The sequence below is a fragment of the Cohnella cholangitidis genome (assembly GCF_014107495.1).
GTDB lineage: Bacteria > Bacillota > Bacilli > Paenibacillales > Paenibacillaceae > Cohnella > Cohnella cholangitidis.
Genome location: NZ_CP041969.1, coordinates 558,308 through 582,680 on the forward strand (window position 1 = coordinate 558,308; position 24,373 = coordinate 582,680).

Annotated in this window: 21 protein-coding genes and 1 pseudogene; 3 read left to right on the plus strand and 19 right to left on the minus strand. The window is 54.3% G+C overall.

The genetic code is table 11. The features are described from left to right. Positions 1-5: 5 nt before the first annotated feature. The 14 genes and pseudogenes from rlmN to purT all read right to left on the minus strand — a co-directional run bounded on the left by rlmN (position 6) and on the right by purT (position 15,184). Positions 6-1,070: a dual-specificity RNA methyltransferase RlmN gene (gene rlmN / locus FPL14_RS02870; protein ID WP_407644641.1), complete on the minus strand. Its 1,065-nt coding sequence runs from the start codon at positions 1,068-1,070 to the stop codon at positions 6-8. 35 nt (positions 1,071-1,105) lie between these two features. Continuing rightward, positions 1,106-2,506 carry a 16S rRNA (cytosine(967)-C(5))-methyltransferase RsmB gene (gene rsmB, locus FPL14_RS02875; protein ID WP_229263755.1) on the minus strand — a complete coding sequence of 467 codons (1,401 nt, stop codon included), beginning with the start codon at positions 2,504-2,506 and terminating at the stop codon, positions 1,106-1,108. 174 nt (positions 2,507-2,680) lie between these two features. Beyond that, entirely contained in the window at positions 2,681-3,634 is a 954-nt protein-coding gene (gene fmt, locus FPL14_RS02880) for a methionyl-tRNA formyltransferase (protein ID WP_182301613.1), read from the minus strand. A 1-nt stretch (position 3,635) separates the two neighbouring features. Next, positions 3,636-4,127, minus strand: coding sequence for a peptide deformylase (def, locus tag FPL14_RS02885; RefSeq protein ID WP_182301614.1), 492 nt, complete (start codon positions 4,125-4,127; stop codon positions 3,636-3,638). Positions 4,128-4,175: 48 nt separating this feature from the next. Continuing rightward, a complete protein-coding gene (priA, locus tag FPL14_RS02890) occupies positions 4,176-6,671 on the minus strand; it encodes a primosomal protein N' (RefSeq protein ID WP_182301615.1) in 2,496 nt (831 codons plus the stop codon). After that, complete coding sequence (gene coaBC / locus FPL14_RS02895; protein ID WP_182301616.1) at positions 6,672-7,892, minus strand: bifunctional phosphopantothenoylcysteine decarboxylase/phosphopantothenate--cysteine ligase CoaBC; 1,221 nt, start codon at positions 7,890-7,892, stop codon at positions 6,672-6,674. Between the two features lie 72 nt (positions 7,893-7,964). After that, the gene (gene rpoZ, locus FPL14_RS02900) at positions 7,965-8,186 is read right to left on the minus strand and encodes a DNA-directed RNA polymerase subunit omega (RefSeq protein WP_182301617.1); all 222 of its coding nucleotides are present in this window, start codon (positions 8,184-8,186) and stop codon (positions 7,965-7,967) included. Between the two features lie 13 nt (positions 8,187-8,199). Then, positions 8,200-8,826, minus strand: a complete 627-nt coding sequence (gene gmk, locus FPL14_RS02905; protein WP_182301618.1) for a guanylate kinase — start codon at positions 8,824-8,826, stop codon at positions 8,200-8,202. A gap of 13 nt (positions 8,827-8,839) precedes the next feature. After that, on the minus strand, positions 8,840-9,100 hold the full coding sequence (gene remA, locus FPL14_RS02910; protein WP_027084220.1) for an extracellular matrix/biofilm regulator RemA: 261 nt from the start codon (positions 9,098-9,100) through the stop codon (positions 8,840-8,842). A gap of 231 nt (positions 9,101-9,331) precedes the next feature. After that, positions 9,332-11,215 (minus strand): bifunctional homocysteine S-methyltransferase/methylenetetrahydrofolate reductase, encoded by a 1,884-nt coding sequence (locus FPL14_RS02915; RefSeq protein WP_182301619.1) that lies wholly within the window; start codon positions 11,213-11,215, stop codon positions 9,332-9,334. Between the two features lie 105 nt (positions 11,216-11,320). Next, positions 11,321-12,543: pseudogene (locus FPL14_RS30445) on the minus strand (MFS transporter). Positions 12,544-12,627: 84 nt separating this feature from the next. After that, the gene (locus FPL14_RS02925; protein ID WP_182301620.1) at positions 12,628-12,909 is read right to left on the minus strand and encodes an ArsR/SmtB family transcription factor; all 282 of its coding nucleotides are present in this window, start codon (positions 12,907-12,909) and stop codon (positions 12,628-12,630) included. Positions 12,910-13,066: 157 nt separating this feature from the next. Further along, complete coding sequence (gene dapF / locus FPL14_RS02930; protein ID WP_182301621.1) at positions 13,067-13,897, minus strand: diaminopimelate epimerase; 831 nt, start codon at positions 13,895-13,897, stop codon at positions 13,067-13,069. A 126-nt stretch (positions 13,898-14,023) separates the two neighbouring features. Beyond that, a complete protein-coding gene (purT, locus tag FPL14_RS02935) occupies positions 14,024-15,184 on the minus strand; it encodes a phosphoribosylglycinamide formyltransferase 2 (RefSeq protein ID WP_182301622.1) in 1,161 nt (386 codons plus the stop codon). Between the two features lie 154 nt (positions 15,185-15,338). On the opposite strand from purT, the gene FPL14_RS02940 reads away from it, so the two are divergent. Further along, positions 15,339-15,989 (plus strand): TetR/AcrR family transcriptional regulator, encoded by a 651-nt coding sequence (locus FPL14_RS02940; RefSeq protein WP_182301623.1) that lies wholly within the window; start codon positions 15,339-15,341, stop codon positions 15,987-15,989. Positions 15,990-16,046: 57 nt separating this feature from the next. Next, on the plus strand, positions 16,047-16,568 hold the full coding sequence (locus tag FPL14_RS02945; protein WP_182301624.1) for a hypothetical protein: 522 nt from the start codon (positions 16,047-16,049) through the stop codon (positions 16,566-16,568). A gap of 20 nt (positions 16,569-16,588) precedes the next feature. On the opposite strand, the gene FPL14_RS02950 is transcribed toward FPL14_RS02945, so the two are convergent. From FPL14_RS02950 to FPL14_RS02960, 3 genes are all read right to left on the minus strand, one after another. Further along, the gene (locus tag FPL14_RS02950) at positions 16,589-17,008 is read right to left on the minus strand and encodes a DUF3995 domain-containing protein (RefSeq protein ID WP_182301625.1); all 420 of its coding nucleotides are present in this window, start codon (positions 17,006-17,008) and stop codon (positions 16,589-16,591) included. 25 nt (positions 17,009-17,033) lie between these two features. Continuing rightward, complete coding sequence (locus tag FPL14_RS02955; protein ID WP_182301626.1) at positions 17,034-17,630, minus strand: TetR/AcrR family transcriptional regulator; 597 nt, start codon at positions 17,628-17,630, stop codon at positions 17,034-17,036. Positions 17,631-17,791: 161 nt separating this feature from the next. After that, positions 17,792-20,620, minus strand: a complete 2,829-nt coding sequence (locus tag FPL14_RS02960) for a calcium-translocating P-type ATPase, SERCA-type (protein WP_407644642.1) — start codon at positions 20,618-20,620, stop codon at positions 17,792-17,794. A gap of 170 nt (positions 20,621-20,790) precedes the next feature. On the opposite strand from FPL14_RS02960, the gene FPL14_RS02965 reads away from it, so the two are divergent. Further along, positions 20,791-22,533 carry an Rqc2 family fibronectin-binding protein gene (locus FPL14_RS02965; protein ID WP_182301628.1) on the plus strand — a complete coding sequence of 581 codons (1,743 nt, stop codon included), beginning with the start codon at positions 20,791-20,793 and terminating at the stop codon, positions 22,531-22,533. A gap of 102 nt (positions 22,534-22,635) precedes the next feature. Here FPL14_RS02965 and FPL14_RS02970 read toward each other — a convergent pair whose 3' ends face one another. Both FPL14_RS02970 and FPL14_RS02975 read right to left on the minus strand, forming a co-directional pair. Continuing rightward, positions 22,636-23,475: a PHP domain-containing protein gene (locus FPL14_RS02970; protein ID WP_182301629.1), complete on the minus strand. Its 840-nt coding sequence runs from the start codon at positions 23,473-23,475 to the stop codon at positions 22,636-22,638. Continuing rightward, positions 23,465-24,370, minus strand: a complete 906-nt coding sequence (locus FPL14_RS02975; RefSeq protein ID WP_182301630.1) for a LysR family transcriptional regulator — start codon at positions 24,368-24,370, stop codon at positions 23,465-23,467. Before FPL14_RS02975 ends, FPL14_RS02970 begins: the two co-directional genes overlap by 11 nt. Positions 24,371-24,373 lie beyond the last annotated feature (3 nt).

Below are 24,373 nucleotides of genomic sequence, written 5' to 3' on the forward strand. Positions count from 1 at the left end.
ACCTATCACCCCGTCGTCGTCTCCATGTGCTTCGCCCGCAATTGTCCGCAAGCGGCAGCAATGTCATGGCCTTGCTCTCTGCGAATCGTAACGTTCACGTTTTTCTTCTGCAATACGCGCTGGAATTCGAAAATATCGTCCCTTGGCGTTCTAACGTAATTGCGCTCGGGCACATAGTTGACGGGAATGAGGTTGACGTGGCACAACATGCCTTGAAGCACGTTGCCCAGCTCCTCCGCATGCTCGGGACGGTCGTTTACTCCGCCGATCAAAGCATATTCGAACGTAATTCTCCGTCCGGTTTTCTCGATATAATACTTGCAGGCATCCATAACGTCCGCGAACGGAAATCTTCTGTTGACGGGCATAAGCTTAGATCTAAGCGTATCGTTAGGCGCATGAATGGAAATCGCCAGATTGATCTGCGTATTCTCGTCCGCGAACTTGATCATGCTAGGCACGATTCCGCTGGTCGACACCGTGATGTGCCTAGCTCCGATATTCAATCCTTTCGGATGAATCATCGTGCGCAGAAACTGCATAGTCGCGTCATAGTTCTCGAAGGGTTCGCCGATACCCATGATGACAATACTCGATACACGCTCGTTAAGAGGATCGAGTATTCTTTGCGATTGAACTACCTGCGCTATGATTTCTCCCGCCGTTAAGCTCCTCTTGAGCCCGCCTAGCGTGGAAGCGCAGAACGTACATCCGATCCGGCAGCCGACCTGGGTAGTCACGCAGACGCTATTGCCGTAATTGTGGCGCATGATAACCGTCTCGATCGCATGGTCGTCATGCAGGCCGAACAGGAACTTCACCGTTCCGTCTTTGGATTCGAACTTCGCGATCTCCGAAAGCGTAATGAAACGGAAGCCCGCAATCAATTTATCCCTAAGAGATTTCGGCAAGTTCGACATCTCCTCGAAGGAGCCTACGCGTTTCACGTATAGCCAATCGAAGATTTGTCCCGCGCGGAAAGCAGGCTCCCCCTGCTCCTTGATCCATTGTTGAATATCTTCTAAAGTCAGGTCGTAAATAAAAGGTTTAACGTTGTCCTCAATATCCAATTTCGTCACCACCATTCGTTCATTTTAACATAAATTTATTGGGATTGCTTCCGCAATCGGGCAATGAAAAAGCCATCGCTTCCGAACATTTGGGGGAGAAGCTGCAGCATCCCCGCGAACGTTTCCGGAAGCTTTCCTGATTCGCGTATTGGAGTCAGAACTTCTTCCGGCCAGTTCGCATCCAGCGTAAAATCAGGATGCTGCGACAGGAATCTGTTAATCGTGCTCTCGTTCTCCTCGGACGCGATCGTGCATGTGCTGTAGACGAGCACTCCTCCCGGCTTGACGAGCGATTGAACCGCGCTTAACAATTCCGATTGAAGCCGGGATAGGCTTTCAATATCCTCAGCGGTCTTGTTCCACTTGATTTCCGGCTTGCGGCGAATGACGCCGAATCCCGAACACGGAGCGTCCAACAGGACGACGTCGCAAGACTGCGGCTCGATGCGCTTCGGCAACTCCAGGGCATCCCCCGTCATCGTTTCCACGCTCGTTAAGCCAAGTCGCTCGGCTTGTTGCTTGATTAAAGCTTCCTTATGAGGATGCACATCATTGGCGATTATTTTTCCTTCGTTGCGCATGATTTCGGCCAAATGCGTCGTCTTGCCGCCCGGAGCCGCGCAGCAATCCAGCACCCGCATGCCCGGCTTAGGGCTCGCGACCGCCGCGACCAGCATCGAGCTCTCGTCTTGAACCGTAATCCATCCTTGCTTATACCAATCGGAATGGACCAGATTTCCAGCCTTCAGCGCGATAATGCCCTCGCGGGCTAACGGAGACGCGATCGCTTCCATTCCCGCGTCCGTCAATCCTGCGACGACTTGATCCCGGGAAGCTCTCATCCGGTTGACGCGCGCGGAAGCATGGGGCGGCTCGTTGTTCGCCGTGCACATTTGTTCCGTTACGCTTTCCCCGTACTCCGAAATCCACCGCTCGACTAACCATTGCGGATGGCTGTGCGTTAACGAGATCCGTTCCGCCGCGGGCATGCTTTCAGGTAGCACGGCAGCGAAACCTTCCCTCAATAATCCGCGCAATACGCCGTTCACGAGCCCGCCGATGCCGGCATGTCCGCGTTTCTTGGCGATTCGCACCGCTTCGTCCACGGCCGCGTGCGCTGGCACCCGGGTTAGCCACCGCAATTGGTAATAGCTCATACGCAACAAGCTTCTTACCCACGGTTCTATTTTATTCGGCCAGCCTTTAACCCGGCTTTTCAAATCGTGATCGATCGTGTTCAAACGTTGTATCGTTCCGTAGACAAGCTCTGTCGCCAGCGCCGCGTCGGGACGGGAAAGCTCGGACGCTTGCAAAGCTTGGTTAAGCTCTAGCCCGCTGTACGCGCCTAGCATCTCCACGTTGTGAAGCACGCTCATGGCGACTTCTCGCGCCCCTTGCGGTTTGCCGCCGGGCAATCGACTTGGTTTCTTCATCATTCGCATCCTATCTCTTCTTGAGGTGAGGTCTATATTTTCGCTTTCGCAGCCGCTGGAAGCATGCTCGAGAGCTGTTACATGCCGTATTTGAGAACTATAAGTTTTTCTCTATTTAGGTTTTCCATACCGAGGAGCAAAATCAAACCTCGTCATCAAGCAAAAAAAAGCCCGGGATCACCCGAGCATTTTACCGGGAGCAAGCCGAGCGCCTTTGGCATACTCCGCTGCCGCTAACGTTTTTTTGCCGGCTGGCTGAACTTCCTTTAATACGATACTTCCGTCACCCGTGCGAACGCGTATTCCGTATGCGCCCGTCTCCAATACGGAGCCCGGAGCCATGGCCGCCCACTCCGGACGCAACTCCCCATCGGCGGCTTCAGGAATTCGGAAGCTCCACACCTTGAATACTTCGCCGTCCAAATGCGTGAAGCCGCCAGCCATCGGGCTGAGGCCTCTTACCCGGTTGAATAGCTGCCGCGAATCGCGATTCCAGTCGAGCTTCTCGTCTTCCCTCGTCAGGTTCGGCGCGTAAGTCGCTTCGCTCTCCTCCTGGGGAGTTCGCCCGGCGGTTCCGTCCGTTATGCGCGGTAACCATTCTAACAACAACTCGGCGCCCGCGACGCTAAGCTTGTCGAAAATCGTACCCGCCGTATCTTCGTCGGTAATCGGAACTTCCACCTTGGCGATCATATCCCCTGTGTCTAAACCTTCCGCCATGTACATGAGCGTAACGCCCGTCACTTTTTCCCCGTTAATAATCGAACGTTGAATCGGCGCTCCTCCGCGATAACGCGGCAACAACGAGCCATGCACGTTAATGCAGCCGAAACGCGGCAAATCCAGCACCGACTTCGGAAGAATTTGCCCGTAAGCGGCCGTTACGATCAAATCGGGCGCAATTGCCGTCACCGCGGCAACGCCTTCCGGCGAGCGCAGCTTCTCCGGCTGCAGAACGGCAAGCCCGCGCTCTAACGCATAAGCTTTAACCGGCGACGGAGTAAGCTCCCTTTTGCGTCCCTTTGGCCGATCGGGCTGCGTGACGACCGCCGCGATCTCGTAGCCGCGTTCGAGCAGCAACGCTAGAGAAGATACGGCGAATTGCGGCGTACCCATAAACAGTATTTTCATTCTAATCTCCATCCTGCTCCTGATCGTCATGCTTGCGCGCTTCGTATACGGATTCCGCCGTGTCGATGAATAGCACGCCGTTCAGATGATCTACTTCATGCTGAAACGCTCTCGACAGAAATTCCGTGCTCTCGTATTGTATCGGATTACCGTTGCGATCTTGGCCCCGGATCACGATCCGGTTCGCCCGGCGAACGTCTCCTTGAAGCCCCGGAATGCTAAGGCAGCCTTCGGGTCCAAGTTGCTCGCCTTCCGCGGAAACGATCTCGGGATTGACCAACTCGATGAGCTCATGTTCATCCCCTACGTCAACGACGATGACACGCTTCAATATCCCGACCTGAGGTGCAGCTAACCCGACTCCGTCGGCATCATACATCGTATCCGCCATGTCGTCCAGCAATTTATGCAGGTTGGCATTGAACTTCGTCACTTCCTGCGCTCTTTCCCGAAGCACGGAATCTGGGTGTTTCACGATTAATCGAATTGACATAACGGCATCCATCCTTCATTACAGAGGTTGTTTCTCTTGAACTTTCAACTAAAGCATCATCTGCGGATCCACGTCGACGCTGATCTGAACGCCCGCGCGTTTAACCGCTTCTCCTATAGCCGCGAGCACTTGGGAGGTCAACAAGCTAGCGTCTACGTCTCCTCGATATTTTACCATACATTGAAATCGGTAGCGATCTTTCAATCTCGCGATCGGAGAAGAAACCGGGCCTAGCACTTCCATGGCGGCATGGCCGCCCATGTCGAAATCTTTGCGGATCCCGAGCGCCGCCGCTTTCTCCCGCATTCCGGTAGCAAAGCTCTCCCCGATAGACAACAACATCGGCACCGATTCGTGCGAGAACGTGACCGATAAAAGACGTCCGTACGGCGGATAGCCCAGCTGCTTGCGCAACACGAGAGCCCTCTCGACGAACCCCGTATAATCATGACCTTGCACGTACGTAATGGACTCGTGCTCGGGGTCGTAGGTTTGGATAATGACTTCCCCTGGCAGTTTATGACGTCCGGCTCTCCCGGCTACTTGCGTCAACAATTGGAACGTCCGCTCGGATGCCCGGAAATCCGGCAATCTCAAAGCGGCGTCGGCGGCTAATACGCCGACTAACGTAACATACGGGAAATCCAGCCCTTTGGCTACCATTTGCGTACCGAGCAGCACGTCCGCGCGACGTTCGCGGAATTCGGCCAACCATCGCTCATGGGATCCCTTCTCCGTAGTCGTATCCACGTCCATTCGAATAACCCGGATACCCGGAAAAGTCGCGGCAAGCGACTCTTCGACCTTCTGCGTGCCCGTGCCGAAAAAACGAATATGCGGACTTTGGCAGCTCGGGCACTCCTTTGGCTCGGCTTCCGAGTAACCGCAATAATGGCAACGGAGATTTTGCGATCCTCTATGATAGGTTAGCGAGATTTCGCAATGCGGACAGGCGGCGGTATATCCGCAAGATCGGCACATGACGAAAGTGGCGTATCCCCGACGATTGAGCAATAATACGATCTGTTCCCGTTTCTCCAACCGATCCCTGATCGCATCGGCTAACGGCCTGCTGAACATGGCCCTGTTGCCAAGCTTCAGCTCCTCCCGCATATCCACGATCCGGACGCCCGGAAGAGGCCGGTTTGCGACCCTTTCCGGCAACGCGATATACTCCGTCCCGTCGAGCCCGGTTTCCAACCCGCGATATACCGCCGCTTCATAGGTTTCGAGAGCGGGAGTCGCCGATCCCAAGACGACAACGGCATCGTGCAGGCGAGCCCGCTCAACCGCGACGTCGCGGGCATGATATTTCGGACTCTCTTCTTGCTTATAGGAGGTTTCGTGTTCTTCGTCTATGACGATAAGTCCGATGCTAGTGAAAGGCGCGAAAATAGCCGATCGGGCTCCTACCGCTACTTGGGCCCGGCCTTCCCTGATTTTGCGCCATTCGTCGTAACGCTCCCCGTTGGACAAGCGGCTGTGCAGCACCGCTACCCGCGCTCCGAAGCGACTTTTGAACCGTTCGACCATCTGCGGCGTCAAGGCGATTTCCGGTACGAGGACGATCGCTTCGCGCCCCATTTCCAAACAACGCTGAATCGCTTGCAGATACACTTCCGTTTTGCCGCTCCCCGTAACTCCGTGCAATAGGAACGTTTTATTTTCGCGCGAATCCAGTGCCGACCTAATCGGCGCTAACGCCGCCGATTGCTTAGGCGTCAGCTCCATCGGGACAGACGCCGGAAAATCCCTATCGGCATAAGGATCTCGATCCTCCGTAACCGAACGGATCTCGACCAGCCCTCTTTCTGCAAGCGAACGGATCGTAGATGAAGTCGTCTCCGCGGCTTCGGTCAGCTTTGTCACGGCAATCGGTTCGTTGTGCTCGGCCAAATATCGCGCCACTTCCCGTTGTTTGTTCGCCCTAACGGGAATGCTCCCGACGGCTTGAAGCAACTTCTCCGGCAGGGCGGGGAATACCGTCAGAACGGTTTTGACGGACAATTGGTCCTCTACCCGTTGACGCTCCTCCAGCCTGCCTTGACGAAGCCAACGCTTGAGCAAATGCCCCTGTTCCGGATATTGCTGCAGAAGGCTTGTCAGCTTAATCGGTTTGCCTTTCAGCAACGCAAGCAAGAGACCGCCACTTTCGGCGGTCTCTTCATCGGACCACACTGCTCCTGCGGCCGGAAACACGTATTTCTCCGTTCGTCCTTTCAACGCGGCGGGGAGCATCGCTTGCAAAGCAACCGTAAGCGGGCATAGCCATCTTCTGCTCATCCACTCGCCAAGCTCCACCAATTCCGGCGAGAGCGGAGGCACCGCGTCCAGCAGATCGTCGAGCGGCTTCAGCTTCGCGTATTCGACGTCCGCGTCCTCCGCAAGACCGGTTACGATTCCTTGCAGCTTTCGCGGACCGAACGGGACCGCTACCCGGCTGCCGATCTCCACCCAACCGACTAGCCGGTCCGGGATTAAATAATCGAACGTGCGGTCCGTATCCCGGCTCGGTACGTCTACTATAACTCTGGCAACGGCCATCTAACCGATCCTTTCTTGCGCGATATCGAGCAGCCGCTCCGCGACCGCTCTCTTCGCCATCTGCGGAACGTGCTCGATCAGCCCTTGCGGACCGTACACGCTGACGACATTCGTATCCGTCCCGAATCCGTTATCCGCGTCCGCAACGTTATTCGCGACGATAAGATCGCACTTCTTCCGTCTCAGCTTGTCCATCGCGTACTTCTCCACGTCGTTCGTTTCCGCGGCGAAGCCGATAACGAACAGCTTATCCGGATCCGGCTGGGCAAACTTCCACTCGCCGACGGCCTGCAAGATGTCGGGGTTGCGCACAAGCACCAGCGACAGGTCCTCTTCCGTTTTTTTCATTTTCAACGCGGCTTGGTGCAACGGGCGATAATCGGCTACGGCTGCCGCCTTGACTACGATATCTATTCCCGGCAACCTCTCCATGACCGCCTCGTGCATCTGCGAAGCGGAATCGATCTTGACGACGTTGACGCCGTGAGGCGGTGCCGCTTCCGTCTTGCCGCAGATTAACGTAACGTCGGCGCCGCGATCTCTCGCCGCCTCCGCGATAGCAAAGCCCATTTTGCCGGAGGAATCATTCGTGATGTAGCGAACGGGATCGATTCTCTCGACCGTTCCTCCTGCCGTAACGAGCACCTTTTTGCCTGACAACGGCTTAGGTCCGACCAGCATGGACACGATCGCTTCCACGATCTCATCCGGCTCTGCAAGCCGTCCTTTGCCAACGTAGCCGCACGCCAATTGGCCTGTCCCCGGTTCCACGAAGATGGCGCCACGCGAGGCAAGCTTGTTTACGTTGTCGATAACGGCGGGATGCTCCCACATATGCACGTTCATGGCAGGAGCGATCAATAACGGCGCGGTCGTCGCCAGCAACGTCGTGCTGACCATATCATCCGCAAGTCCGTTCGCCAGCTTGGCTATTAAATTCGCCGTGGCCGGCGCGACTACCGCAAGGTCCGCGGAATCCGCCCAATCGATATGCTGAACGATCGAAGCGTCCTTCTCGTCGAAAACGTCCGTCGCGACGGGATGGCGAGTGAGCGTCTGCAATGTTAAGGGAGTAATGAAGCGCGTAGCCCCCTCCGTCATCATGACCCTTACCGATGCTCCTAAGCTGACAAGACGACTGCATAACGTAGCCGCCTTGTACGCGGCAATTCCGCCAGACACGCCTAATAGAATCGTTTTTCCCGACAGCGTCTTGCTCATGGTTCCCCCTCCCTAGAAAAAAAACAACCGCTGGGGTTGTCCTTTCCTGCCGATCTTATCGATATCCGAACCCTATTCTTTGATAACCGTAGGAACGTACTTCAGATGCTCGACTTTGATGGCTTCGTGATAAATTTCTTCCAAAGCGACGCCAACGTATTTATGGGACTTAGGCGCGCCGATATTGCACATGACGCCTTCGCGCAAGCCGCGGGCTCTCTTCGAAGCCGCTACGACCAACGTATATTTGCTGTCCACTTTCTTAACCAATTCATCGATGGATGGATATAACATGATTTCACCTCTTTCAGACGTTATCTGCGGTTTTGACGACTTCCAGCTGCTGGAACAGCTCGCCCAGAAATCTCTCCCGCTTGCAATGCTCCGCCGTTATAATAGAGCGGATTCGGTCGCACGCCTGATCGATCTCGTCGTTTACGACAGCGTAATCGTAATGATGCAGCAAGTTCATCTCTTCCACGGCGACGGATAACCTGTGGTCGATCGTGGCTTGAGACTCCGTCCCTCTGCCTACGATTCTTTGCTTCAATTCGTTCAAGGAAGGAGGCATCAGGAAAATAAACACGCCGCCGGCGAACTTCTCCCGTACCTTCAACGCTCCCTGAACTTCGATCTCTAGAATAATATCCTTGCCTTCGGAAAGCGTCTTCTCCACGAAATCGCGCGGCGTACCATAGTAGTTGCCGACGTACTCCGCATGCTCTAGCAGCGCGTCCGCTTCTATCATTTGATGGAATTGCTCGCGCGTCTTGAAGAAATAATTGACGCCGTCCTGTTCGCCTTCCCGGGGAGACCGGGTCGTCGCCGAGACGGAATAGACCAGCTCCGGCAGATTGCGTCGCAACGCGGCGCAAACCGTGCCCTTGCCGACCCCTGAAGGTCCGGATAGTACGAATAATATACCTCTGCTCATCGTGGTCCCCAATTCATTCATCGTGTTCGTCGTCTTTGGTAGACAACCGGTGTGCAACCGTCTCCGGCTGGACAGCCGACAAAATAACGTGATCGCTGTCCGTAATAATAACTGCGCGAGTACGTCTGCCGTAAGTCGCGTCGATCAGCATGTGTCGGTCCCGCGCTTCTTGAATAATCCGTTTAATCGGCGCCGATTCCGGACTGACGATTGAAATAATCCGATTCGCTGAAACGATATTGCCAAATCCGATATTAATCAGCTTGATCGCCATGGTTAGCACTTTCCCTCCGGTCATTCCTACCAAGCAGCATATAAGCGGGATACCGAACTTTGCTTCCAGTGTTGCCGAAAGCGGTTCGCCGCATACTGCAGGCTTGAAAATGCCTATTCTCTTCTTATTAAGGAGAGGTTGCTCCAAAATTTTCGCTTTGGGAACTCTCGCTATCAATTTATTGCTTTATTGTACTTCAAAACCCCAAGGGGGACAAGAGGATGGAGCAGGTTACTTGCCGGAATGGATGCTCTTGCTCTTGTTTCTGACATATTCGGTCAAGGAAACGGTCATCTCGTACGCCATGAACGGAGTCATTAAATAGATGCCGTTGAAATGCTCCATCGCGACGTCGAGCAGCTCCTCGGCGATCTTGACGCCTTCGGCGCGCGCCGCGCCCTCCAGGCCGCTCATCCGCTGACGAACCGAATCAGAGAGCTGAATGCCGGGCACCTCGTTGTGAAGATATTCCGCGTTGCGACCGCTCGCCAGCGGGAAAACGCCGATGAATATCGGGATGCTCAAGTGCTTCGTCATTTCCGCGACGCGAACGATCAGCTCCGGGTCGTATACCGGCTGCGTCATAATGTAATCGGCGCCCGCCGATATTTTGCGCTCCAGACGTTGAACGGCTTTGTCCAAATGCTTAACGTTAGGATTAAAGGCCGCGCCTACGACGAACTTGGCCTTCTGCTTTAGCGGCTTGCCCGAGAAAGCGATCCCGTCGTTCAGTTGCTTGATCATCCGTATGATCTCGAACGACGTGAGATCGTATACGGAGCTGGATCCAGGCAAATCGCCGAACTTGGCGGGATCCCCGGTAACCGCCAGCACGTGGTCGATGCCAAGCGCGTCGAAGCCCATCATATGCGTTTGCGTGCCGATAAGGTTGCGATCGCGGCAGGCAATATGCGCCAGCGGCCGAATGCCTACCCGTTCTTTCAGTAACGCGGCTAAAGCCATGTTGCTCATTCTCGTCACGGCAAGCGAGTTATCCGCCATCGTCAAGGCATCCGCTTTCGCTTCCTTCAGCGCCTGGGCCCCGGCCATGAACTTCGAAATGTCCAAATCGCGAGGAGGGTCCAATTCGACGATGACCGTGTGCCGCTGACGCACGAGATCGACGATGCTAGGTTCCGCATCCTGCGGCGGCTCATTGCCGTCGCCCGCGACCGCCGGTTGTACATCGACGACTTCAACCGGCTTGCCAGGCTGAGCATCCTCGGGGATAATCGGTTGCACAACAGGAGCATAGCCCTTAAGCGCGCCCGCGATCGCCGAAATATGCTCGGGAGTCGTTCCGCAGCAGCCGCCGATCACCCGAGCGCCCGCATTCGCGAATTTAATCGCGGAAGACGCGAAGTATTCCGGCGTTGCCGAATATATGACTTGGCCGTCGACGTAATCCGGTATGCCGGCATTCGGGAATACGCTTAACGGTACGCCCAGATCCCGCGGTATCGTCTCCAGCGCGCGCAATATTCCGTTAGGACCGCTTCGGCAGTTGAAGCCGATTACGTCGGCGCCTTCGCCCTTCAACCGGCGAAAGGCTTCAGGCAGAGGAATGCCGTCATGCGTTCTCTGCGCATCCTCGACGGCGAACTGGCAAATGACGCTAATATCGCTTTGCTTGCGAATAATGGATAACGCTAATGATAGCTCTTCGAGATCGAAGAACGTTTCCAGCAATAAGCCGTCGACGCCCGAGCCGAGAAGAACGCCGATCTGTTCCTCGAAATCCCTTTTGACGATCGCCGTTCTGACGTTTTTGCCTGCGCCGCCTCTGACGGCCCCGATCGAGCCGACGACGTAAGCGTCTTGTCCGACGGCTTTGCGGGCAATCGCCACGCCCGCGGCGTTGATTTCTTCGGTTTTCTTCTCTAAACCGTATTTAGCCAATTTATTTTGTTGCGCGGAGTACGTATTGGTTTCGATGATCTCCGCTCCGGCGGCCGCATAGCGGCGATGCACTTCCGCGATTACGTCCGGCTTGAGCAGATTGAATTCCTCGAACGATACGCCCACGGGCAAGCCGAGCTGATATAAGTAAGTGGCCATCGCGCCGTCGCCGACCAATGGCTTAAGAGCTAGCGCCGTACGCAAATCCGGTTTCATGAAGCTTCCCATCCATTTCCTCGATAAAGTATTCTAAATGTAGCACAAATTCGCTTCGGGGAAAATGGATAAACCCGATCTTAATCGATCGGGTTGTAAGGAATTTTATCCGTTAAGAGGAAGCCGTTTCCGGGTCCGCTTGGGGTACGCGCAATTTCTGTTCCGCAATTCTAGCTCTCGCCCCCGCGCGGATAAACCGAACGATCCCGCGGCCATCGCGGCCGCGATCGCCACGCCGGCGGCGCCGAGCCAGCCGATCGCGGATAGCGACACGCTTTCCACGATGACCCCTCCGATTCCCGCCCCCGCTGCCATAGCGAGCTGCAATACCGAAGAATTCAAGCTTAACATGATGCCGGAAGCTTCGGGAGCCAATGTCATCAAGTAATATTGCTGGGTCGGCCCGGATGACCATGCGGAGAACGCCCATATCATTAATAGAGGAAACATGAACGCGGCAGATTGGGAAAAAGCGGCGATTAGAAATAACACTCCGGAATGAAGCAGCATTCCTCCGACCAACGTGCGGGGGATCCCCCATCTATCCGTGCTGAATCCTCCCAGCTTGGAGCCGATCAAGCTCGCCACGCCGAATGCGAACAGCCCGATGCTTACGGCGCGTTCGCTCATCCCGGTAATCGTGAGGAGGAACGGGGAAATGTACGTATATACGATCGAATATCCGAAAATCCAAAAAAACGTAATCGATAAAGCGACGGCGATTCGAGGGCTTTTGAGCAAGGCGATTTGGGCTCGGACAGGTACCGGCGCCTCGCCTTCGGATTGCGGAATCAAACGCACGATCGCCGCCATGGCCAACAAGCCGAGAATGCCGATGCCCACGAAGATGAGCTTCCAATCATAGGAGGAAGCGATAACTCTCCCGAGCGGCACGCCATGATGAGCGAAGTGCTGAACCCCATGACCAGCGTAGCGATCGCGCTGCCCTGCTTGCCCGGCTGCGCCAGCTTAGCCGCAACCGTCAGCGCGACCACGACGAACACTCCCGTGCTAAGAGCCAATATTATCCGGGAGCCCATCAGCGAGACGTAACCGGATGCCGTTACCGCGATTACGTTACCTACGAAGAATACTCCCAACGCCGCGAGCATAAGCTTCCGTCGTTCCACTTTAGCGGTGATCGCCATAAGAACCGGCGTACCGAAAGCATAAGCAAGCGAGAACACGGTAATTAACTGTCCTGCCGCGGCTACCGACACCCCTACGTCATCCGCGACCATATCCAATATTCCCGCGATAATATTTTCCGACGTTCCCACCAGAAAACTAACGACGGCCAGCATGTAAATTTTCCAAGAATTCGACATGTTGATCATGCTCCTCTCTCCACTCCAAATAATTGTTTCTTGTTTTTATATTTCTAAATATATAGAAATATAGCTTAAAAAAATTTACGCCAACAAATAAGGCGCGTACTTCTCCGCCATATCGCGATTTACGCTATAGTAAATATACGTTCCGTCCTTGCGGAGATTAAGCAATCCGCAATCCGTAAGCTGCTTCAGATGGTGCGACAACGTTGAACCCGCCACGGATTCAAGCTTGCTGCCGATATCGGAACAGCACAAATTTTTCTCCTCGGTCAGCAACATCGCGATTTTCAGTCTTGTCGGTTCTCCTAACGCTTTGTACACTTTCACCGCTTGCGTCATGTCCGCGTTATCTTCGACCATCTTCTACTCACCTCGGTTCGAAACTTATATTTCTATATGTATCGAAATAAACAATAGCATAGTTCCCCGGAGATGTAAACCCGCTCGCTTAAAATAGGCAAAACTGCCTCCGCAGCATCCGCTTGGAGACAGTTTCGATATAAGCCGCCATATCCTTTTACGCTTGACCCGTAAACACGAACGCGGCAGGACCGGTCATGTAAATCCGGTTGTTGTCTTCGTTCCAGTCGATCAACAGATCGCCGCCGGCTAGGGATATGGTCGCTTTGCGATCGGTGTATCCGTTCAAGAAGGAAGACACCAGCGTAGCGCAAGCGCCCGTACCGCATGCAAGCGTCGGACCTGCGCCGCGTTCCCATACGCGCATGTCCACTTGGCTGCGGGAGTTAACGGTAGCGAACTCTACATTGATCTTGCGAGGGAACAACGGGTGCTTCTCCAGCTTCGGTCCCCACGTCGCCAGGTCGAATCCGGGCGCGTCGTCCACGTAGATTACGCAATGGGGATTGCCCATCGATACGGCCGTAAAGGTAAATTCGCGGCCGTCTACCGACACGGAATGGCCGATGACCGGATTCGCGTCGATCGTCGTAGGCACATCCAAGCCGTTCAAGATCGGTTGACCCATATCTACGGTCACGAGCTCGGCTTTGCCGCCCGCCGTTTGCAATTGAACGGGCTGAACGCCTGCGCCCAGCGTCTCGATCGTCAGCTCCGTTTTGTCCGTTAACCCGTTGTCGTACACGTATTTCGATACGCAACGGATCGCATTGCCGCATTGCTCCGCTTCCGATCCGTCGGAGTTGATGATTCTCATCTTAAAGTCCGCTTTGTCGGAAGGTAAAATATAAACCAAGCCATCCGCGCCGATACCGAAAAATCGGTTGCAAAGCCGTACTGCCAAATCCGCGACGTTGTCCGGTAGGGCTTGTTCTCCGGCTACGACGATGAAGTCGTTGCCTAGTCCGTGCATTTTCGTGAATTCCATTGTGCTTACCTCCCGGGAATGTCCATCCGTTATGTTCCGATTACTTCTTTAATCATAACGGTCATTCGGGAGGATGAGCATACAACAATTCTCCGTTTATTTGCACTTTTCCGACTATCGAACGCTTTATTGCCCTTGAATCCGAAGGCAATCCAACGCTTTCTTCGCTCTTTCGCGGGCTTCCGCGACGGAGCTTCCGGTAGATAGAGTTACGGCCATTCTGCGTCCGATCTTCGTCACCGGTTTGCCGAATACGCGCAGTTGCGTCCGCGGAACGGACAAGGCTTCGCCGATTCCTTCAATCCGGTATTCGGCCAATTCCTTATCCGCTTTGAGCGGCCGGCTGGCACCCGGAGCCGAAACATAGATTTCCGGGATCGGATAGCCTAAGATCGCCCGAACGTGCAGCGCGAACTCGGACAGGTTCTGGCTCGCCAACGTCACTAATCCCGTATCGTGAGGACGAGGAGATACTTCGCTGAAATACACTTTATCCTTGGCCAAGAATAGCTCCACTCCGAAAATGCCCGCTCCGCCGAGCGCATCCGTAATGACTCCCGCGATTCTTTTCGCTTCTTCGATCTGTTCGTCCGTCATTTCGTGAGGCTGCCATGATTCGATGTAGTCCCCGTCTTTCTGGATATGACCGATCGGGGGGCAGAATAGCGTTCCGTTAGCCGCGCGAACCGTAAGCAGCGTAATTTCCGATTCGAAAGTAATGAATTCCTCGACGATGACTCTCGCCTGTTGAACGCGTCCGCCTTCCATCGCGATCGTCCAGCAACGGTCTAGATCGTCCTCGGAACGGCAAACGCTTTGACCTTTGCCCGATGAACTCATTAACGGTTTAACGACGCAAGGAAAACCCATTTCCCGGGCAGCTTGGGCGAATTGCTCATACGTGTCCGCGAAACGGTAATCCGCCGTGGGCAGGCCGAGAGTTTCCGAAGCAAGTCTCCGAATTCCTTCCCGATCCATCGTCAACTGTGCCGCGCGAGCCGTCGGGATAACGCGGTACCCTTCTTCCTCAAGCTTGACGAGCTCCGCGGTCGCGATCGCCTCGATCTCCGGTACGATCAGGTCCGGCTTCTCCCGCTCCACCACTTCGCGAAGCGCCTGACGATCCAACATGTCGATGACGTAACTCCGGTGAGCGACCTGCATGGCCGGCGCATGCTCGTAACGATCCACCGCTACGGTTTCGATGCCTAGGCGCTGCGCCTCGATAATGACCTCTTTACCTAGCTCTCCAGAACCTAACAATAACAGCTTTTTACCTATGTACATTATCCTTTTCCTCCCGGATATCTTATCCAATACCGTCCATTATACACGATGGTTTCTCAATAACCAGTACCGATTCTTATCCAGACATTGACAATCGTTATAAGGTGCGGTATGTTTTCGTTGACACGCAAGTCAATGAAAAAGAGGTACCGACATGTCCCCACGCACGAAGGAACAGAACGAAGAAATACGCAAACAACGATCGCAGGAAATTATGCGGGCAGCGATTGCCGTTTATGCGGAAAAAGGCTACGCCGCTTCCGAAATCGGCGAGATCGCTGAAAAAGCCGGTCTGGCGCGCGGACTGGTCTACCACTATTTCAAGTCGAAGCAAAGCTTGTTTCGCGAGCTTCACGATTACATGATGGACGGAACGCGGAAGTTCACGAAATCCTACTTCGAGCAAGAAGGCCCTGCCCTTGAATTGTTTGCGGAATATGCGCGGAAGGTTTGCAAGCAAGTGTTGGAAGAATCGGCGATCTCCCGGTTTTACATGAGAATAAGCCTTGATGTCCATTACTTGTATACGCCCGAGGAATATACTCCGTTCGATTGGATGAAGAGCTTCATCGAGCCGATGAAGCAAGCCGTCGAGAAAGGCATCGGCCAAGGGTCGATACGTCAAGGAGACGCCAATCTAATGGCTTTGCAATTCTGGGGCGCCGTGTCGCAAGGGATGAGTTATTTAGACCGGCTGCAGCAGGAGCTCATTTCGCAGGGGATGGAAGAGAATGATTCCAAAGATCGGCTAAATCACGTACTCGAACAGATCGTGGAATCGGCTTTGGCCGTTTTGCGGGGATAGAAAAAATTTTTGCTCTTTTCGTTGACATTCGTGTCAGTCAAAAAAAGGAGAGATGTTATGACATTAGTAACCATGAACAAACAGGATTTCGATTCTTTAAACGACGAGGGACTCGGCTCAGCTTGCATGGAACCGACCTTCCGGCTAATTCGCGGCAAGAACGTCTCGGTCAAAACGCAAGTCATCTCCGGGTTGACCAAGGGACAGCAAGCTTTGTGCCTGTTCAGGGTCATGTACGACCATGCCAAAAACTCCGCTGCGGAACTTTACGGTTGGACATCGTATTTGCACGATCAACCGGGATATTGGACCGGCGTGACAGGAGCATTGAGCTTCTTCGGCGACCGTTCCCTGTTAGCTCTCCTTGAAGAGACCGAAGAAATGCTCCACGGCAGAAACGTTAGTTTGGGTTTGCGCTGGAGCGACGCTTCTCCTACCGATGTAGAGTATGATCCGGAGCTCCAAAGGACGATGAACGGCTTGTTTAATCGTTTTCAAACCCTCGCCCCTCTAAGCATAAGGATCGTTGGCGACTATATTCGTGCCAACCCTCAAGAATATGTCAGCTTCGAGCCATAATGGTTAGTAGAAAAATGATTTTATAAAGCCACGGCCGCAAAAACCGCGGCAAGGTATACGCACAATGGACTGTAGAACCGAGTATCGTTCGCCGCGAACGGCGTTCCTTTGATTTTCTTGGCAAAGCCCATATATTTGAAATCGCCGACAGCCCGGATCAAGAACACGAAACCGCAAAATAAGCAGCCCCATCGCGTGACTTGATTCGGGACTTCTATGTTTATGAGCTCGCTCTGGGCAAGCAACATTAAGCCAACGGCCAACATAATGACCGCCACGCCAACCGTCTCCGCGGTTCTAGGCCTGAAGAGCGCTCCGCCGCCGATCTTGCTCGGAATAACCGCTTGCCCTCCCCATTTTCCGCCGAACGCCCAGTAGAAATGTAATCCGCTAATCAACAACAAAATCGCGAATGTGAGCAGAACGATAGCACCCATCATTTTTAACCCCTCCTTTGATTTGAGTTTATCGGTCGATTATGCCTTCCCATACCAAATCCAACTCCCGCTGAATCGCAGTATAAAGATCGACTCCCGCATGATCTGTCACCGAAGCCGTCATAAGCGAATTGAAGTACAGCGATACGAGCACGGAGGCAATCGTTTGGGCAGGGAACCGAGTCTTTAACCTGCCGGAAGCAATCGCTTCGTCCAGTAACATCGCAAGTCCTTGTTGAAACAGCGTAATGTGGTCGGTTTGTTCCTTCATGAGCAACGCGGAACGGATCGTTTCGGAGATGACCAGCCTGAGCAGTTCCGAATCGGATTGCTCCCGGTAACGGGACAGCAACTGTCGAAAAATCAGCGATATCTTTTCTCTTGGATCACCGGCGCCGCCATGCTTCTCGAGAATTTGCTTCAGCGTCTCTAATTGAGACCTTCCCAAGTGAAGCAACAGCCCTTCTTTCTTAGGAAAATAGTTGAAAAAAGTGCCTTTCGCCACTCCGCATCGTTGGACGATTTCTTCCACCGTCACGTTGTCGTATCCTCTTTCCTTGAACAACCGGATCGCTTCCGAGAAAATTTGCTCCTTCAATTGCTGTTTGCGAGCTTCCCTTAACAAGGTGGAACTCCTCTCGTTATGACCGTGGTCATTTATTGACTATAGTCATTATATTCCATCGGCATTCGGAATGACAATTGCGAATTACCAAAATTTGTGTCCCTTACAAGAAATAAAGCCCTGCGCCGAAATCGATTTTCGGCACAAGGCTGATCTAACGGTTATCTTGCCATCGTAGGGGGTGCGGAGTTCCCTCCGAACGTGATTTTGCGGCCTTTTTTCTTTTGCTTGGACGTTCCCAGCACGCTTCCGATTCCCATCGCGAACGTCGGAATACCCGCCGCTACGAGGACGAGCGCCCAATCCCTTAAGTCCAGAGGAACGGTTTTGAATACCGGCTGAAGCGGCTCGACGTAGAGCACCGCCAACATCAGTAACAAGGAAGACAGCACCGCCAGCACTAGAAATTTATTTTCCAACAGCTTACGGTGGAAAATCGAGCGCGAGCTGCGGCAATCGAAAACATGGATGAGCTGGGCCATGACTAACGTGGCGAATGCGACGGTTTGCGCGTGCACGAGCTGCTGCGAATGTCCGGCTCCCGCCTTCAGGGCGATAATGAACGCCCCCAGAGTGCATACGCCGATAAGAATGCCTCGGCTGATAATTTTCCACCCTAGTCGCCTCGCGAATATGTTTTCTTTGGCGGAGCGCGGCTTGTGCTGCATGAGATCGCTCTCCGCTTGATCGACTCCGAGCGCCATGGCCGGCAAGCCGTCGGTGACCAGATTGACCCATAAGATCTGAATCGGAACGAGCGGCAACGGGAGTCCCGCCATCATCGCCATAAACATAGTCATGATTTCTCCAACGTTGGATGCCAGCAAATAACGAATGAATTTACGGATATTCTCGTAGATTCCCCGGCCTTCCTCGACGGCGGCGACGATGCTGGAGAAATTGTCGTCCGCAAGAACGAGTGCGGAAGCCTCTTTCGTCACGTCCGTTCCGGAAATCCCCATGGCGATTCCGATATCCGCCGCTTTGACGGCCGGCGCGTCGTTCACGCCGTCTCCCGTCATCGCGACCACGTGCCCGCGCCGTTGCAGAGCTTGGACGATTCTCAGCTTATGTTCGGGAGATACCCGGGCATACACCTGAACGTCGTCGGCGATTTGTTCCAGTTCGTCGTCGTTCATTCCGGACAATTCGGCTCCCGTTACGACGCGTCCCCCGCGTCCCATGATTCCGAGCGTCTTGGCGATCGCCTCCGCCGTCGTTCCGTGATCTCCCGTGATCATGACCGTCTTGATGCCGGCTTGACGGCACTTATAGATCGCATCCTTCACTTCCTTGCGCGGCGGGTCCATCATACCCGTCAATCCGACGAATATGAGCCCGCTCTCCGCTTGCTCGTTAGTCTCGCAATCTTCGTGAGGCTTCACTTCCCGGTAGGCTAGGCCGAGGACGCGTAGCGAATCCTTGGCCATCGCTTCGTTCGCCGTCATCACTTTTTGCCTCAACGTTCCCGTAAAGGGCACGACCTGGTCGCCCCACAGGACGTAAGCGCATTGTCCGACCAGCAGATCCGGCGCTCCTTTCGTGCAGATCAGCTTGCCGCCTTGGTGGGACACCATGACGGACATTCGTTTGCGCTCCGCATCGAAAGGAAATTCTTTGACTCGCGTGTAGAGGCTCTGCAAGGCCGATTTGACCATTCCCGTCTTCGCGGCGAGCACGAGCAAAGCGCCTTCCGTTGGATCTCCCTTGATTCGCCACTCCAACGCTTCGCCAGCCGGGGCTTGCTCGCCTTTGCCGGTTTTGCGCTTCTTCGGATCTTCCGCTTTTTCCTGCTGGGACAAATCCGAGTTATTGCACAGCGCCGCGATCTGGGTTAATCTGCGCAGCGAAGCGTCGCCTTTGGCGTCGACGCCCTTGCCGGCTTCCCTGAGCATGCCGATCGGATCGTAGCCTTCCCCGGTCACTTCGATCGCTCTTCCTGCGAGCCAGAGCTGCGTAACGGTCATTTTATTTTGCGTCAGCGTACCGGTTTTGTCCGAACAAATAACGGATGCGCAGCCGAGCGTCTCGACGGAAGGCAGCTTGCGTACGATCGCCCTACGTTTGATCATCCTCTGCACGCCGAGCGCGAGCGCGATCGTCACGATCGCAGGTAGTCCTTCGGGAATAGCGGCAACAGCCAGGCTAACGCCTGCCAGGAACATTTCGTAAATGGGTTGTCCGTGCAGGATTCCCGCTAGCACGACGACGATCGTCAGAATAATGGCGACGACGATCAGGATTTTGCCCAACTGCTCCAAGCGGTGCTGAAGCGGAGTGTCCGCCTCTTCCGTCTGCTGGATAAGATTCGCGATTTTTCCCATTTCCGTCTGCATGCCCGTTACGGTTACGACCCCTTTGGCCGTTCCTCGAGTGACCATCGTTCCCAAGTAACCGCAGTTTTTCCGGTCGCCGAGAGGAAGCTCCTCCGCGGCAAGCCGAACGGCTTGCTTGACGACCGGTACCGATTCCCCGGTCAAAGCCGCCTCGTCGACAGAGCAATCGTTGCATTCGAGGAAGCGAAGGTCCGCAGGCACCCGGTCTCCGCTCTCCAACAATACGATATCTCCGGCAACGAGATCCCGCGCGGGGATCTGCTCGTACTCGCCTCCCCGAATGACTTTGGCGGAAGGAGCGGACAGTTCCTTAAGCGCCCGCAGCGACCGTTCGGCCCGAAACTCCTGATAGAAACCCAGAATACCGTTAATCAAAATAATCGCAACAATCGTAAGGGCGTCGAGCATCTCTCCAAGCAGACCGGAGATAACGGTAGCCCCTAGCAGCACGAGCACCATAAAATCCTTGAATTGATTCAGCAATAGCTTGAGCGGAGATTCCCCTTGCTTTTCCGCAAGTTCATTGGGACCTTGCGCCTGCAATCGATTGGACGCTTCGTCCGCCGACAGCCCTTTCTTGATGTCGGAACCCAGCGTCGCCATCAATTGTTCTTCGCTAAGCTGATGCCATGCCTTTCCTTCCACGTTGGTCATCCCCTTCCGTCTTATCCGCGTTTATGACCTATGTGTATTCAGACAAGCCGGGAAATATCCCGCTTGGTTGTCCTTGATCGGCAGACAAAGCTTTCCCTTTGGTTCGATGTGTGGCATCATAGGGAGACAGAAAATCACGCATCGTAAGCGATGTAACAGGAGCAACCGCTATGTCATTGGACGGAATCGTCACCCGAGCGCTCGTGCACGAGCTGCAAGCAAGCGTCAAAGCGCGCATTCATAAAATATATCAACCTACGGAAAACGAACTGATTCTGCATATTAGGGGACAAGGCGTAAATGGCAAGCTGCTCTTGTCCGCGCACCCCTCGATGCCCCGCATACATTGGACCGAACAAACGTGGGCCAATCCTCAGGAGCCGCCTATGTTTTGCATGCTTCTGCGCAAGTATTGCGAAGGCGGCGTCATCGAGGCCGTCCGGCAAGTCGGACTGGAACGGATCGTCGAGATCGACGTTCGCCATCGCGACGAGTTGGGAGATTCCTCCTTCAAGACGATCGTGTTGGAAATCATGGGGCGCCATAGCAACTTGATCTTGTTGGATCCGGCGACCGGGATTATCCACGATGGAATTCGTCACGTCACCCCGGCTATTAGCAGCTATCGGGTCGTTCTGCCAGGCAGCGCGTACGTGCCTCCGCCGTCCCAAGACAAAGTCAGCCCGCTCGATGCGACTTCGGCCGGCTTCGAAGCGGTTCTCGCTTCGCTGCCGCAAACGGATCGGCTCACGGACGTGAATGCCTTGTCGTCTGCACTGCTTAACGCTTATACGGGACTAAGCCCGCTCATTACACGCGAGATCGCTTTCCGTGCCGCAGATCAACAACAAGAGCCATGGACGATCTTCGACAAAATGATGAAGCAGGTAGCCTCGAACGAATATACGCCGAATCTGGTCATTACGGGAGAGGGCAAAGCTCTGTTCTCCGCCGTTGCCTTGACCCATGCAAAAGGCGAAGCGCAAGCATTCGACTCCATGCACCAATGTCTCGAAATCTTCTATAGGGACAAAGCCTCCCGGGATTTGGTCCGGCAGCGGACGACGGACCTGAACCGTTTCCTGCTGAACGAAATGGCCAAAAACGAGAAAAAGCTGCTCAAGCTGCAAGATACTCTTAAGGAAGCCGAAGAAGCCGATCTCGTTCGTCGAATGGGAGAATTGCTTACCGCGCATCTTCACGCTTTCCAACGGGGCGACAAATCCGTCGACGTTATCGACTATTACGAGGAAGAGCAGCCCACGATATCGATTGCGCTTGACCCGCTTCTTACCCCGAACGAGAACGCCCAGCGTTACTTCCGCAAGTATAATAAACTGAAGAACAGCCGATCGGTCGTATCCGAGCAAATGGAAGCTACGAGAACGGAAATGGAGTACTTGGCTTCGGTGCTGCAAGGGCTGGAATCGGCTACGCCCAACGACATCGGAGAAATTCGCGAGGAATTGATCGAACAAGGATACATTCGCGACCGCGGCGTAAAGCGGGGAATGAAGAAGAAAAAGAAAGAAACGCCTTCCGTGCTCTGCTACACTTCAAGCGAAGGTATTCCGATCTACGTCGGCAAAAACAACACCCAGAACGACTATGTGACCAACCGTCTGGCCATGTCCACGGATACTTGGCTTCATACCAAGGACATACCCGGTTCCCACGTTCTTATCCGCAGCGCGGAATACGGGGAGGAAACGCTGCAAGAAGCCGCTATATTGGCCGCATATTATAGTAAAGCCAGAGCATCCAGCAGCGTCCCGGTCGACTACACCCGCATACGCAACGTCCGCAAGCCGAGCGGCGCCAAACCCGGATTCGTCATCTACGACGGCCAGAAAACTTTGTTCGTTACGCCGGACGAGACTATTGTGCAGCAAATGCCTTATACGGTGAAGTGACATTAATAAAGCGGTGGAACCCGGAGATTGCGTCTCCGTTCCACCGCTTTTTGTTGCGTTTATGCTGCGTGCAGTTCGGTTATTCCTAACGACAGAGCTACGTCAACCGTTGCGCAGCAATTTATCGACAATCGACGCGTCGACAGTGCGGTTCCCGATATCGCCATGGAACGCCACACCGTCCTTTACCCCGTGAAAATCGGAGCCTCCCGTCACGAGTTTTCCGCGGTTTTCCGCCCACTCCGCATAACGTTGCTCCATCCGCTCGTCATGATCCGAATGGAATGCCTCCAAGCCATCCGCTCCGCTATCCAACAAAGTTAATACCAAATCATCGTCCCCGTACAAACCGGGATGAGCGATGATCGCTATTCCGCCCGCCTCGTGGATCCACCGAATCGCTTCCGTCGGGGCAATTCGCGTCAGGCTCGCATAAGCCGGCTTTCCTTCTCCGAGCAACCGTTCGAACGCTTCCCTCTTATCGGCAACATAGCCTTTGTCGACGAGCACTTGAGCAATATGCGGCCTGCCGATCGAACCGTCTTCTAGACGGGATTTGCCCGCCGCCGCTTCCAGTTCCTCGAGGGATACATGCATGTTCAGCTCCGCTAATTTGTTAAGTATTTCCTCGTTCCTGCGATTTCTGACATTCCTTTGCGCCTGCAGCCGAGACAACAAAACCGAATCCTCCGTGGAAATCCCATATCCGAGAATATGGATATCTTTACCGTCGGCCGATGTGCTGAGTTCCATGCCGGGGATAACCGTTATGCCGTATTCTCTTCCCGCTGCCAGCGCTTCCTCCACTCCCGCGATCGTATCATGATCCGTTATCGCCAAGGCGGACAGGCCTGCTTCCTTAGCCAACCGTACGTTCTCCGCAGGCCGGAACATCCCGTCGGAAGCGGTCGTATGGGTATGCAAATCCGCCTTAGCGATCATGGGAAAGCCCCCTCAAGTCTTGCAGCAAAGCGGTTGCCGGAATCGAAAGAAGCGAAGATTGCAGCCACACCGCATAAAACTGCCGTCTGAAATTAACGCCCGAGATTTTGACCGGTTTGAGCAATCCTAACGCCAGTTCATGCTTAATGGTCCAAATGGAGAGCAAACTTAGCCCAAGACCCGCTTCTACCGCCGATTTAACGGCTCCGGTGCTGCCGAATTCACTGACGACGCGCAACTCGGCTTCGCTTACTCCGTGGCGGCGAAGCTCCTCTTCCATAATCATGCGAGTGCCCGAGCCCTTTTCCCGCAGCACCATCGGCTCTCGCATGAACTCTTCGAGAGTAACCTCATCCCGAGACGCGAAAGGATGGTCCGTAGGCGTAATTAGCAGTAGTTCGTCGTCCATAACCGTTTGCACTTCGAGACCCGGAACCTCGCAAGGAGCTTCGATAATACCGAACTCCAGCCCTTGGTGAGCTACCGCATCAACGATTTCCGTCGTATTCATGACTTTCATGTCCACGGTGACGTCCGGGAACCGCCGCAAGAAAGGCCCTAACAGACTTGGCAGAACGTACTCCCCGATCGTTAAGCTAGCCGCGAACTGCAGCCTGCCTTTCAACTCCTCGATATACGCAACCATCATCTCGTCCGTATCCCGCATCAGCTCTACCGCTTTACGCGCTTGCGGCAACAACCGATGTCCCGCCTCCGTCAGCTCCAGTTTTTTGGTCGTCCGGTTGAGCAGCTTCGTACCGAATCTTTCCTCCAACGCTTGAACCTGCATCGTTACGGCAGGCTGGGTCATATGCAAAGCTTGGGCGGCAGCCGAGAAGCTTCCCCGTTCCGCAACCGTATAGAAAATATGAAGCTGATGTACGTTCAGTGCCATGTT

What these genes read in the sequence shown, in the direction of transcription:
- rsmB (WP_229263755.1), bottom strand. Translation starts at nt 2,506, where the DNA reads ATGATGAAGAAACCAAGTCGATTGCCCGGCGGCAAACCGCAAGGGGCG.
- fmt (WP_182301613.1), bottom strand. Translation starts at nt 3,634, where the DNA reads ATGAAAATACTGTTTATGGGTACGCCGCAATTCGCCGTATCTTCTCTA.
- def (WP_182301614.1), bottom strand. Translation starts at nt 4,127, where the DNA reads ATGTCAATTCGATTAATCGTGAAACACCCAGATTCCGTGCTTCGGGAA.
- priA (WP_182301615.1), bottom strand. Translation starts at nt 6,671, where the DNA reads ATGGCCGTTGCCAGAGTTATAGTAGACGTACCGAGCCGGGATACGGAC.
- coaBC (WP_182301616.1), bottom strand. Translation starts at nt 7,892, where the DNA reads ATGAGCAAGACGCTGTCGGGAAAAACGATTCTATTAGGCGTGTCTGGC.
- rpoZ (WP_182301617.1), bottom strand. Translation starts at nt 8,186, where the DNA reads ATGTTATATCCATCCATCGATGAATTGGTTAAGAAAGTGGACAGCAAA.
- gmk (WP_182301618.1), bottom strand. Translation starts at nt 8,826, where the DNA reads ATGAGCAGAGGTATATTATTCGTACTATCCGGACCTTCAGGGGTCGGC.
- remA (WP_027084220.1), bottom strand. Translation starts at nt 9,100, where the DNA reads ATGGCGATCAAGCTGATTAATATCGGATTTGGCAATATCGTTTCAGCG.
- FPL14_RS02915 (WP_182301619.1), bottom strand. Translation starts at nt 11,215, where the DNA reads ATGAAACCGGATTTGCGTACGGCGCTAGCTCTTAAGCCATTGGTCGGC.
- FPL14_RS02925 (WP_182301620.1), bottom strand. Translation starts at nt 12,909, where the DNA reads ATGGTCGAAGATAACGCGGACATGACGCAAGCGGTGAAAGTGTACAAA.
- dapF (WP_182301621.1), bottom strand. Translation starts at nt 13,897, where the DNA reads ATGGAATTCACGAAAATGCACGGACTAGGCAACGACTTCATCGTCGTA.
- purT (WP_182301622.1), bottom strand. Translation starts at nt 15,184, where the DNA reads ATGTACATAGGTAAAAAGCTGTTATTGTTAGGTTCTGGAGAGCTAGGT.
- FPL14_RS02940 (WP_182301623.1), top strand. Translation starts at nt 15,339, where the DNA reads ATGTCCCCACGCACGAAGGAACAGAACGAAGAAATACGCAAACAACGA.
- FPL14_RS02945 (WP_182301624.1), top strand. Translation starts at nt 16,047, where the DNA reads ATGACATTAGTAACCATGAACAAACAGGATTTCGATTCTTTAAACGAC.
- FPL14_RS02950 (WP_182301625.1), bottom strand. Translation starts at nt 17,008, where the DNA reads ATGATGGGTGCTATCGTTCTGCTCACATTCGCGATTTTGTTGTTGATT.
- FPL14_RS02960 (WP_407644642.1), bottom strand. Translation starts at nt 20,620, where the DNA reads ATGACCAACGTGGAAGGAAAGGCATGGCATCAGCTTAGCGAAGAACAA.
- FPL14_RS02965 (WP_182301628.1), top strand. Translation starts at nt 20,791, where the DNA reads ATGTCATTGGACGGAATCGTCACCCGAGCGCTCGTGCACGAGCTGCAA.
- FPL14_RS02970 (WP_182301629.1), bottom strand. Translation starts at nt 23,475, where the DNA reads ATGATCGCTAAGGCGGATTTGCATACCCATACGACCGCTTCCGACGGG.
- FPL14_RS02975 (WP_182301630.1), bottom strand. Translation starts at nt 24,370, where the DNA reads ATGGCACTGAACGTACATCAGCTTCATATTTTCTATACGGTTGCGGAA.